This is a genomic window from Streptomyces pseudovenezuelae, from assembly GCF_029892565.1.
GTDB lineage: Bacteria > Actinomycetota > Actinomycetes > Streptomycetales > Streptomycetaceae > Streptomyces > Streptomyces pseudovenezuelae_A.
The window spans coordinates 184,215-195,247 of sequence record NZ_JARXVH010000011.1; the positions used below are offsets into that span (position 1 = coordinate 184,215).

The following is an 11,033-nucleotide window of genomic DNA, read 5'->3' on the forward strand; positions in this document are numbered from 1 at the left end:
CTTTGAGGGGCGTGAGGGGCGGAATGGCGCGTTCTGCGACCGTAGATCGGGCGGCATCCTGTGAGCAATATGTGCGACGAGATTGTTCACAGTGACCGGGCCTGTCGGCGTCCGGCCATCGCCGCGTAGCCTCGGCCCCGCCCCACCGCACGTGATCACACCACTGGAGCCCTCATGACGAGCCTCGACGGCATCTCCGGCCCCCTTGCGGACACGCTCGCCGACCGGCCGCCCGCCCTGACGCTCGCGCGGGTGCGGCTGGGGGCGGGCGGCCCGTTGCGCAGTGTGCGGATCGAGGACGGCAGGATCGTCGCGATCGCGGAGGGCGACCTCGGGGACGGCCCGGTGGTCGACCTGGACGGGCGAACCGTGCTGCCGGGCCTGTGGGACGCCCATGTGCATGCCGCGCAGTGGGCCGGCAACCGGCACCGGGCCGACCTGGCCGGCCTGGGGTCCGCGCGGGCGGTGGCGGATGCCGTACGGGCGTACGCGGCCGAACTGCCCGGCGGGGACGTCCTGTTGGGGCAGGGGTTCCGGGACGGGCTGTGGCCCGACGTGCCGCACAAGTCGCTGCTCGACGCGGCGAGTCCGGACCGGCCGGTCGCGCTGATCAGCGCCGATCTGCACGCCGCCTGGCTCAACTCGCCCTGTCTGGCACTGGTCGGGCGCGGCGACCATCCCACGGGCGTCCTGCGGGAGCACGAGTGCTTCGAGGCGATCACCGCGCTGCCCGAGGTGCCCGAGGAAGTGCTCGACCGCTGGGTGGCGGACGCCTGCCGGGACGCGGCCGCGCGCGGTGTCACGGGTTTCATCGACTTCCACTTCTCGGACAATCTCGCCGACTGGAGCCGCCGCGCCGGGAGTTCGCCGCTCCCGGTGCGCGTACGGGCCGCCGTCTACCCCGCGCACCTGGAGGCGGCGATCGAGCGCGGGCTGCGCACCGGTGACGTGCTGCCCGGGACCGGCGGCCTGGTCCAGGTCGGCCCCCTCAAGCTCTTCACCGACGGCTCCCTCAACACGCGGACCGCGCTGTGCTGCGACCCGTACCCCGGCATGGAGGACACCGAGGAGGCGTACGGCATCGAGGAGACGCCGTACGCCGAACTGGTCCGGCTGATGCGGCGCGCCTCCGCGCACGGGATCGAGCCGGCCGTCCACGCGATCGGCGACCGGGCCAACACCCTTGCCCTGGACGCGTTCGAGGCGGTCCGCTGCCGTGGGCGCATCGAGCACGCCCAGTTGCTGTCGGCCGCCGATGTGCCGCGGTTCGCGGAGTTGGGGGTGACGGCGAGTGTGCAGCCCGCGCACGCCACCGACGACCGCGATGTGGCGGACGTGCACTGGGCGGGACGCACCGGGCGGGCCTTCGCCTACGCCGACCTGCTGGCGTCGGGCGCCCGGCTGGAGTTCGGCTCCGACGCCCCCGTCTCGCCGCTCGACCCGTGGCTCGGCATCGCCTCGGCCGTCAGCCGGACGAGCGACGAGCGGGCCGCCTGGCATCCGGAGCAGCGGGTCCCGGTGCGGGCGGCGCTGGCCGCGTCGGCGCTCGGGCGGTCGCTGATCCGGGTCGGCGACGAGGCCGATCTGGTGGTCGTGGACGTGGATCCGCTGGAGGCGGACACGGACACGCTGCGGGAGATGCCGGTGCACGCGACGCTGCTGGCGGGGCGGTGGACGCACGGTCCTTGCTGACGTCTCCTGATGCCGGAGACGGCTCGGGCCTGTCGTCCGTGGCGGCTCGGGCCACCCCTCGCACCTCGGCCCCCGCCAAGGCCTCTGACACCGGATCAGCGTTCAAGCCGAATGAAGGCGACAAGGAAGCTTAGGTGAGGCTAACCTAATCTTCTACGCCCGACCGGGAGGCCGTGCCGTGGACGAGTCGTGCCACTCGCCACCCCCGCGCCGACGGCCCCCGTACGCACCGGGCCCGTGACCGCGAGGGGAAACGATCTGTGAGCAGCGACGCATCCCTGCACACCACGCTCGACGATGTGCTCCACGGGCGCGCGGAGCTGCATCCCGAGCGGGTGGCGCTCGTCGAGGTCACGGACGACAGACGGGCCTGGACCTACCGCCAGCTGGACGAACACGTCCGACGGCGCGCGGCCGAGCTGACCGCCCGCCGGATCTGGCCCGGCGACCGGGTGGTCGTCCAACTCCCGGGTTCCCTGGACCTGTTCGAGGAGTTCTTCGCGCTGCGGCGGATCGGCGCCGTACCCGTCGTCGTGCCGCCCGGGGTGCGCGAGTCGGTGACGCGGGCCGTGAGCCGGTTCACGTCGGCCGCCCAGGCGCCCGGGCCCGACGACCTCGCCCTCCTCCAGCTCACCGGCGACGGAGTGGGCGTCCCACGGCTGGTGCCGCTCGGTGACCGGGAGCTGACGCGCTCGGTCGAGGACAGGGCGATGGTCCTGGGCGTCGGCGAGGACACGGTCCATCTCGCCGCGCTTCCCGAACTGCCCGTCGGCGTACCGGGGTTGCCCGACTGGCTGGCGGTGCTGTGGGCGGGCGGCCGGGTGGTCCTGGCCCCCGGATCCCATCCGGACGCGGCCTTCCCCGTGGTAGCGGCCGAAGGGGTCACCCACACCGCGCTGCCCGCGCACCTCGTCGCAGCATGGACCGAGGCCGCCGGGGTCACCGCGTACGACCTGAGCGGTCTGGAGACCCTGGTGGTCAGTGGCGGAGCCCTCGACGAGCGGCCGGCCCGACGCGTGCGGCCCGCGCTCGGCTGCTCGTTGCGGCAGGTCTTCGGGACGGCGGAGGGCCTGGTCTCCTGGACCCGGCCGGACGACGGACCGGAGGCGTGTCTGACCGGCCGGGGGCGTCCGGTGTCGGCGGCGGACGAGGTGCGGGTCGTCGACGACGCGGGCCGTGAGGTCCCCGACGGCACGAGCGGTCATCTGCTCGGCCGCGGCCCCTCCACGATCCGCGGCTACTGGCGCTCGCCCGAGCACGACGCCGGATTCTTCACCGCCGACGGCTTCCACCGCACCGGGGCGATCGCGCGGGTGACCGACACGGGTCACCTGATCGTCGAGCGGGGGCCGGAGGTGTCCGTCGGTGGTCCGGGCGTGGTCGGGCGCGCCGCCCGCCTGGTCCCGGCGCCGCGCGGCCGACGGCCCCGTCCGCACACTTCCGAAGGGCACACCGAGATGACTCCTCCGATGTTCCCCTACGTCATGCCGACCCCCGCGATGCTGCCCGCCGACCAGACGGGCTGGACCCTCGATCCGGCCAGGGCGGCGCTGCTGGTCCTCAACCTGCAGAACCGGTTCGTGCGGGCGCTGGAGCGGGAGGCCGCCCCGGTCACCGAACTCCTCGCTAACGCACGCCGGTTGGTCGACGGCGCACGGGCCGCCGGAGTGCCCGTGATCCACTCGGTGCCGGCCGGCGACCGGCGTGCCTCCGGCCGGGGTCCCGTCCCGTACGCGAAGCTCGCCGGCCTGTCGGCGGGCGCGGCGGGCGAGGCGTTCGTCCCGCAGGTCGAGCCGCTGGCCGGGGACACCGTCCTGACCGCCCGGAAGTACAGCGCGTTCGCCCGGACCCGACTGGACGGCCGGCTGCGGGAGTTGGAGCGCGACCAGGTGGTGATCCTCGGGCTGTACGCCCGGGCCGGTGTCCTGATGACCGCCGGTGACGCCTGGGCGCAGGATCTGGAGGCGTTCGTCGTGGCCGACGCGGTCGCCGACATGACGCCCGGGAGCCATGAGTTCGCCCTTGAGTGGGTGGCGGACACGTGCGGGGCGGTGACGGCGACGGACCGGGTGGTGGCGGCGTTCGGCACCGAGCACTCCGTGACGGAGGCGGAGGCGGTCTGACCGGCCGCCTCCGCTCCACCCGCCGCTGCCCGGGGGTCGCTACCCGGGTCCGCCTGGTCGGCTCAGACGGACGCCACCCGCCGGGACACCAGCGAGCGGTGGATCTCCCCCGCACGGATCGCGGTCGTCGACAGCAGTGTCGAGGTCAGGCCGTGCGTGTGCTCGGTGCCGCCCTGCAGGTAGATCCCCGCGGTGACGCCCTGCGCCGTCTCCACCCGGTGGTCGCGGCTCACCCGCAGCGCGTCCTCGTCATCCCGCAGACAGACCTTGGCGGCCTCGCCTAGCAGGGAGGTCAGGTCGCGCGGGCGGTAGCCGGTGGCGTGCACCAACACGTCGGCGGAGAGCACCTGTTGTTCGCCGGTGGGCAGGAACTCGACGGCGATGTCGAGCGATCCGTCGTCCCGGGGCACCACGTCACGGATGCGCGAGACGTTGAGGAAGCGCAGCCGTTCGTGGCCGGTGACCTTCTCCTGGTACGCGGTCGCGTACAGGGCCTCGATCAACTCCATGTCGACCACGGAGTAGTTGGTCGAGCGGTGGTAGTCGAAGAGCGACTGCTTCACCTCGGAGGGCGCGACGAAGTACACGTCCACGGCCTCGGGGTCGAAGATGCGGTTGGCGAACGGGCTGTCGTCGGCCGGCGTGTAGCCGTACTTGGCGAAGACCGCGCACACCTCGGCGTCCGGGAAGGAGCGGTGCAGGTAGTCGACCGTCTCGGCCGCGCTCTGCCCCGCGCCCAGCACGACGGCACGGTTCACCGGCGTGCCCTCGGCGGCGAGTTCGGTCACCCGGGGCAGCAACTGGCTGTTGTGCCAGATGCGCTCGGACAGCTCGACGCCGGGCGGCACATGGGGTTCCAGGCCGACCGCCACGCTGATGTCCCGGGCCCGGTAGCTCACCGTCTCGCCGGGGCGCTCCGGATCCCGGCACACCACGTCGAAGTGGGTCACGGTGCCCGACTCGTCGCGGACCGGGTCGACGGCGGCGACGACATGCTCGTACGCCACCAGGTGCCGTACCCGCTCCGCGGCCCACGCGAAGTACTCGTGGAACTCGACCCGCAGCGGGAACAGGGTCTTCTGGTTCAGGAAGTCGATCAGCCGGCCGCGCTCCCGCAGGAAGCACAGGAAGCTGAAGTCGCTGGTCGGATTACGCAGTGTGACAAGGTCCTTGAGAAACGACACCTGCATGGTCGCGTCGTCGATCAACATCCCCCGGTGCCAGCCGAAGCCCGGCTGGCGTTCCAGGAAAAGGGCGTTGAGCCGTTCCTCCGGTGGCAGCCCCGCGTTGTGTTCCTCGATCGCTATGGCGAGAGCGAGATTTGACGGTCCAAAACCGATTCCGAGGACGTCGTAGGTGGTGTCAGATCCCTTGAGCGGTGACTTCACCGTGGCATCGCCTCCCTCAGGCAGCCACATGTTAGATAAGGTTAGCCTAACCTTGCAATGGAGCCGTTGGACGGGAGAACCGCATGCGCGTCGCCATGTTCGGCTACCAGACCTGGGGCCACCGCACCCTCCAGGCCTTGCTGGACTCCGATCACGAGGTCGTTCTCGTGGTCACCCACCCCAAGAGCGACCACGCCTACGAGAAGATCTGGGACGACAGCGTCGCCGAACTCGCCGAGAAGAACGACGTCCCTGTCCTGCTGCGCAACCGCCCGGACGACTCCGAACTCCTCGCGGCCCTGCGCGAGTCGGCGCCGGACATCATCGTGGCCAACAACTGGCGCACCTGGCTGCCCCCGGAGCTGTTCGACCTGCCACCGCACGGCACGCTCAACATCCACGACTCGCTGCTGCCGTCGTACGCCGGCTTCTCGCCGATCATCTGGGCCCTCATCAACGGCGAGGCCCGGGTGGGCGTCACCGCGCACCGGATGAACGGTGAACTCGACGCCGGGGACATCCTGATGCAGCGCTCGGTGGCGGTCGGCCCGACCGACACCGCGACCGACCTGTTCCACCGCACCGTCGACCTGATCAGCCCGATCGTGCGCGAGTCGCTCGACCTGATCGCGGCCGGCCAGGACACGGGCCAGTGGCAGCCGCAGGACCGCAGCCGGGCGACCTTCTTCCACAAGCGGTCGGCCGAGGACAGCCGCATCGACTGGAGTTGGCCGGCGGAACGCCTGGAGCGGCTCATACGCGCCCAGTCCGACCCGTACCCGAACGCGTACACGTTCCATCGCGGCCAGCGCGTCCGGATCGTGTCGGCGGGCGTGTCCGAGGCGTTCTACGGCGGCACGCCGGGCCGGATCTTCATCCGCGAGGGCGACGGCGTGGTCATCGTGGCGGGCGCGGACGCGCACAACGGCCAGTGCCGCGGGCTGCTCGTCCGGCGTGTACGCACCGAGGACGGCACGGAGTTGGCTGCCACGGACTACTTCCGCACGATGGGCGGGTACCTCACGGCACGCCCCTGACCCGACGCCCGCGAGCGGGGCGCCGTCGTACGACGGCGCCCTCCCCCGCATGCCCCAACACCCCTGCGCCCGAAGGCATATGACATCGAGTCAGGCAAGTCAAACGGCCTGAATCCATTGCTAAGGCAAGCCTAACCTTGCTTTACTGGCGGCCTTATGACTCTGCCCACGCCCGGCGAAAAGGGAAGCACCGCCATGTCTAGATCGCTCCGGACCACCCTTCTCAGCATCACCCTGATCGCCGGTCTGGCAGCCTGCGGCTCGGTCAAGGACGACGACAGCGGCTCCTCGACGGACGCGGCGAAGGCCGAAGGCTCCTCCTCAGCCGCCTTCCCGGTGACCATCAAGCACAAGTTCGGGAACACGAAGATCTCCTCGGCGCCGAAGCGGGTCCTGGTGATCGGCAACGGCGGCACCGACGACATCGACGCGCTCTACGCCCTGGGCGTCACCCCGATCGCCGTCTCCAAGGACACCTTCGCCTCCGACGGCGTCTACCCGTGGCTGAAGGGCAAGCTCGACACCAAGAAGACCAAACTCCTCGACACCGTCAACGGCGTCGACTTCGAGGAGGTCGCGGCCCTCCAGCCCGACCTGATCCTCGCCACCTCCGACTTCACCCTCGACAAGGACTACAAGAAGCTCTCCGCGGTGGCCCCGACCATCGGCTACGAGACGGCCTGGGGCCAGCAGACCTGGCAGCAGCACGTCGAGGTGGTCGGCAAGGCCGTCGGCAAGGAGACGCAGGCCGAGCAGGTCGTCAAGGACACCGAGGCGGCCGTCGCCAAGGTGAAGGCGGCCCACCCCGGCCTCGACGGCAAGACCTACAGCCTGTCGATCGGCAACACCCCGGCGAAGATCTACACCATCGCCTCCGAGGAGGACTTCGCCGCCAAGCTGATGAGCGAACTCGGGCTGGGTCTGACCCCGTCGATCAAGAACATCAAGACGGTCAGCGGCAGCCCCACGGGCGAGCTGTCCTTCGAGCAACTCGACAAGCTGGACGCCGACCTCGTGGTCATCGCGTTCACGACGAAGGACCTGCAGAAGGCGTTCGAGTCCAGCACGCTGGTGAAGAACATGTCGGCGCTGAAGAAGGACAACTACTTCGTCACCGACGTCGAGACCATCAGCCAGCTGCGCAGCCCGTCCGCGCTGGGCATCCCGTGGGCGCTGAACAACCTGGAGCCGGGCTTCGCCAAGCTCGACAAGTAGGCCTGCGCAGCGGGCCGGTTGAGCCCGCGACACGGACAGAGGAAGCGGCGGGGCGCATCACGCGCCCCGCCGCTTCCTCGTGTGTCACGCGCCGTCCGTCAGGCGCCGTCCGTCACGCGTCCCGCAGCGCCGAGTCGACCTCCGCCGCCGACATCCCCTCGATCTCCAGGTGGATGGAGGCGACCTGTTCGAGCCGTCCGGGCGTCTCCTCCTCGGCGGACAGCCGCTTGGCCATCCCGCCCGCCGTGAGGGTCGCGAACAGGGCGCGGACGGACACCTCCGAGGTGTCCAGTGCCTCCCGCAGCCGGCTCACGATCACGGTGGCGAGCACCGAGTCGCCGCCGAGCGCGAAGAACCCGTCGTCGAGGCCGACCCGCCCGGTGCCGAGAACATCGCCCCAGATCCGGGCGACCACGTTCTCCAGCGCGGTGCCGGGAGCCCGAGGCTCCAACTCCTCCGCAGACTCCCAGAGTTGCGCCACCGCCCGCCGGTCCAGCTTGCCGTTGGAGGTGAGGGGCAGCTCTCGTACGACGACGATCCGGGCGGGGACCATGTGCGGGGGCAGCACCGTCCGCGCCCACTCCCGCAGGTCGTCCTCGGCCACGTCCTCGGCGGCCACCGTGGCGGCGAGCTGGACGCCCTGCGCCCGCGCCACCCCGGCCACCGCACGCCGAACCGCGGGGTGACCGGCGAGCGCAGCCTCCACCTCGCCGAGTTCGACACGGAACCCGCGCAGCTTCACCTGATGGTCGCGGCGTCCCAGGAACTCCAGGGTGCCGTCCGGCCAGTACCGGGCGAGGTCACCGGTCCGGTACCAGCGAATGCCGTCGACCTCGGCGAACTTCTCGGCGGTGCGCTCCGGATCGCGCCGATAACCGAGCGCCACCCCCGCTCCGCCGATCCACAACTCCCCCGGCACCCAGTCCGGGCAGTCCCGCCCCTGGGCGTCGACGACCCGGCACCGCACATTGCGCAACGGCGTCCCGTAGGGCACCGCCCGCCAGTGCGCGGGGATCTGAGCACCCGTCACCTCGCACACGGTGGAGTGGATCGCGGTCTCCGTGGTCCCGCCCAGGCCGATGAACCGGCAACCCGGCGCCCGCTCGGCGAGCCGCCCGGGCAGATCGGTCCCCACCCAGTCGCCGCCGAGCAACACCGTGCGCAGTCCGGCGAGTTCACCGGGTCCGGTGGCCAGCAGGAGCATGTCGAGCAGCGGGGGCGCGCAGTTGAGGAGCGTGACCTGGTGGGTGCGTACGAGTTCCGCCCACTGCTGTGCTTCGAGCCGGTCGGCCTCCTCGACCAGCACCACGGCCCCGCCCGCGCTCAGCAGCCCGAACAGGTCGTAGACGGAGAGGTCGAAGTCGAGGGCCGAGACGGCCAGGCAGCGGTCCGAAGGGCCCACCGAGAAACGGTCGTTGAGGTCGTCAATGGTGTTCATCGCCGCCCTGTGCGGCACCTCGACGCCCTTGGGCTCGCCGGTCGAGCCCGAGGTGAACAGGACGTAGGCCGCCTGCTCCTCGTCCACCGGCACCGGTTCGGGCAGCGGCTCGGTCGACAGGGCATCGGCGACCGCGAGGATGACGAGGCCCTCCAACGGGCGTCCGTCGGTCAGGGCGAGTCGGAAGCCGGCCGTCGCACGGATGCGGTCGCGGCGGACGGCGGGCTGCTCGACCCCGATCGGTACGTAGGCGGCACCGGCCGCCAGCACGCCCAGGGCGGCGACGATCTGCTCGGGCCCCTTGGGCAGGCTGACCGCGACCGTGTCCCCGGGACTGGTGCCGCGCTCGACCAGAGCGGCGGCGGTGCGCAACGCCCGGTCGGCCAACTCACCGTACGTCAGGGCGTTTTCGCTGCCCCACAGGAGGGCGGGCGCGTCGGTCTGCTCGGCCGCGCGCTCGAAGAACCCCTGGTGCAGGAGCCGGTGGCTGGGCGGTCCGTCGGTCGCGTTCGCGAGGGCACGCACGGCCGACTGCCCGGCGGGCAACAAGGCCGGGACCGGCTCCTCCCAGACGGTGTCGTCGGTGCCGAGCCGCGTGACAAGACCGTGGAAGGCGGCGAACATCGCGTCGATCAGCCCGGCGGGGAACGCGTCCTCCCGGACGTCCCAGTTGACGAGCAGCCCGCCGTCGACCTCGGTCACCTGGGCGTCCAACAGGACCTGCGGCCCCTGAGAGATGATCCAGGCCGGCTTCCCGAAGGAGTGCGTGACGCCGGAGTCGAACAGCTCCCCCAGATTGAGCGCACTGGTGAACACGACCGGGGCCAGGACCTGTTCGCCGTTGTGCCGGGACAGGTCCCGCAGTACCTCGACGCCGGAGTAGTCGGCGTGTGCGGCATCGGTGTGCATACGGTCCTGGAGGCGCCGCGCGTGGTCGGTGAACGAGGTCGGCTCGGCGAGGTCGACGTCCAGCAGTACGGAGCTGGTGAAGTCGCCGACCAGCAGGTCGACGTCGGGGTGGGAGCCGCGGCGGTCGAACATCGGCACGTTCAGCAGGAAGCGCGGCTGACCGCTCCAGGCGGCCAGCACCTCGGCGAAGGCGGTCGCCACGGCCATGGCGGGGGTCAGCCCGTGCCGGTGGGCCCGCGTGGTCAGCCGCTGCTTCTCCTCGGGCGGCAGCCAGTGGTGGCGGCGGGTCACCCGAGTGGGATCGGTGCGCTCCGCCTCGGGCACGAGCGGGAGTTCGGGTGCGGTCGGCAGCTCGGGCACGCGCCTCAGCCACCATTCCTGCGACTGCTCACGGCTCAGCCGCCGCACCTCCCCGCGCTCGGCGAGGTACTCCGGATAGCTGGTACGGATCACGGGCAGCGGCGCGTCTGGCTTCGCGTACAGCGCGGCGAGGTCGGAGAGCAGGACGCGGTAGCTCAGCGCGTCCGCGGCGAGCATGTCGACGTCGACATGCAGCCTCGTCCGGCCGCCGGGCAGCAGGGAGAGCCGGACGAGGAACACCTCACCGGCGGCGACATCCAGCCGAGCGTGGGACGAGGAGTGCCGGGTCGCTTCCAGCGCGACGGCAGCGGCCTCCTCGTCCAGGGCCCGCAGGTCGTCAACGACCGTGACCGGGCGGGTGACTTGCGGCAGGATCTCCTGCCGACCGTCGTCGGTGAAGCGTGCCCGCAGCATCGCGTGCCGCGCCACGAGGGCCACTACGGCGGTGTCGAGCCGTTCCGGGTCCACGTGCGCGCCGTCGAACTCGACGTAGAGGTGCGCGGCGACGGAGCCGAGGTTGGTGTCGTCGCCTCGGCCGATCCAGTAGGCGTGCTGCATGACCGCGAGCGGGAACGGCTCGTCGGGGACCGTGGCCGCGACCGGCGGCGGTGCGGTCGGCGGGGCGGCCGGCTCCGGCACGGCGGCCGCCAGCAGGGACCGCCAGGCGCGCAGGGTCGGTTCCTTCGCCAGGTCGGAGAAGCCGATCCGGACGCCCTGCTTGCGCCAGCCGCCGGCGATCTTCATCAGGGTGATCGAGTCCAGGCCGAAGCCGATGAGGGTGTCGTCCTCACCGGGCGGCGGCTCCTCCGAGCTCAGTGCGTCGGTGACCGAGCGGAGCAACTCGTCGGGGGTCGGGGGGTGCTGGGTCACC

6 protein-coding genes are annotated in these 11,033 nt (G+C 71.5%); 4 read left to right on the forward strand and 2 right to left on the reverse strand.

All coding sequences use genetic code 11. From position 1 onward, the window contains the following. Nucleotides 1-174: 174 nt before the first annotated feature. Nucleotides 175-1,692, forward strand: a complete 1,518-nt coding sequence (locus M2283_RS31905) for an amidohydrolase (protein ID WP_280879918.1) — start codon at nt 175-177, stop codon at nt 1,690-1,692. A gap of 260 nt (nt 1,693-1,952) precedes the next feature. Next, nucleotides 1,953-3,815, forward strand: coding sequence for an isochorismatase family protein (locus M2283_RS31910; RefSeq protein ID WP_280879919.1), 1,863 nt, complete (start codon nt 1,953-1,955; stop codon nt 3,813-3,815). A 62-nt stretch (nt 3,816-3,877) separates the two neighbouring features. Here M2283_RS31910 and M2283_RS31915 read toward each other — a convergent pair whose 3' ends face one another. Next, complete coding sequence (locus M2283_RS31915; protein ID WP_432423157.1) at nt 3,878-5,233, reverse strand: lysine N(6)-hydroxylase/L-ornithine N(5)-oxygenase family protein; 1,356 nt, start codon at nt 5,231-5,233, stop codon at nt 3,878-3,880. 53 nt (nt 5,234-5,286) lie between these two features. Here M2283_RS31915 and M2283_RS31920 point away from each other — a divergent pair, with 53 nt between their 5' ends. Further along, a complete protein-coding gene (locus M2283_RS31920; protein WP_280879921.1) occupies nt 5,287-6,240 on the forward strand; it encodes a methionyl-tRNA formyltransferase in 954 nt (317 codons plus the stop codon). A gap of 195 nt (nt 6,241-6,435) precedes the next feature. After that, nucleotides 6,436-7,455, forward strand: coding sequence for an ABC transporter substrate-binding protein (locus M2283_RS31925; RefSeq protein WP_280879922.1), 1,020 nt, complete (start codon nt 6,436-6,438; stop codon nt 7,453-7,455). Nucleotides 7,456-7,567: 112 nt separating this feature from the next. Here the strand turns inward: M2283_RS31925 and M2283_RS31930 are convergent, their stop codons facing one another. After that, complete coding sequence (locus M2283_RS31930; RefSeq protein ID WP_280879923.1) at nt 7,568-11,032, reverse strand: amino acid adenylation domain-containing protein; 3,465 nt, start codon at nt 11,030-11,032, stop codon at nt 7,568-7,570. Nucleotide 11,033 lies beyond the last annotated feature (1 nt).

Excerpts from the sequence above, each read along its gene's own strand:
- M2283_RS31905 (WP_280879918.1), top strand. The coding sequence starts at position 175 with ATGACGAGCCTCGACGGCATCTCCGGCCCCCTTGCGGACACGCTCGCC.
- M2283_RS31915 (WP_432423157.1), bottom strand. The coding sequence starts at position 5,233 with ATGTGGCTGCCTGAGGGAGGCGATGCCACGGTGAAGTCACCGCTCAAG.
- M2283_RS31920 (WP_280879921.1), top strand. The coding sequence starts at position 5,287 with ATGCGCGTCGCCATGTTCGGCTACCAGACCTGGGGCCACCGCACCCTC.
- M2283_RS31925 (WP_280879922.1), top strand. The coding sequence starts at position 6,436 with ATGTCTAGATCGCTCCGGACCACCCTTCTCAGCATCACCCTGATCGCC.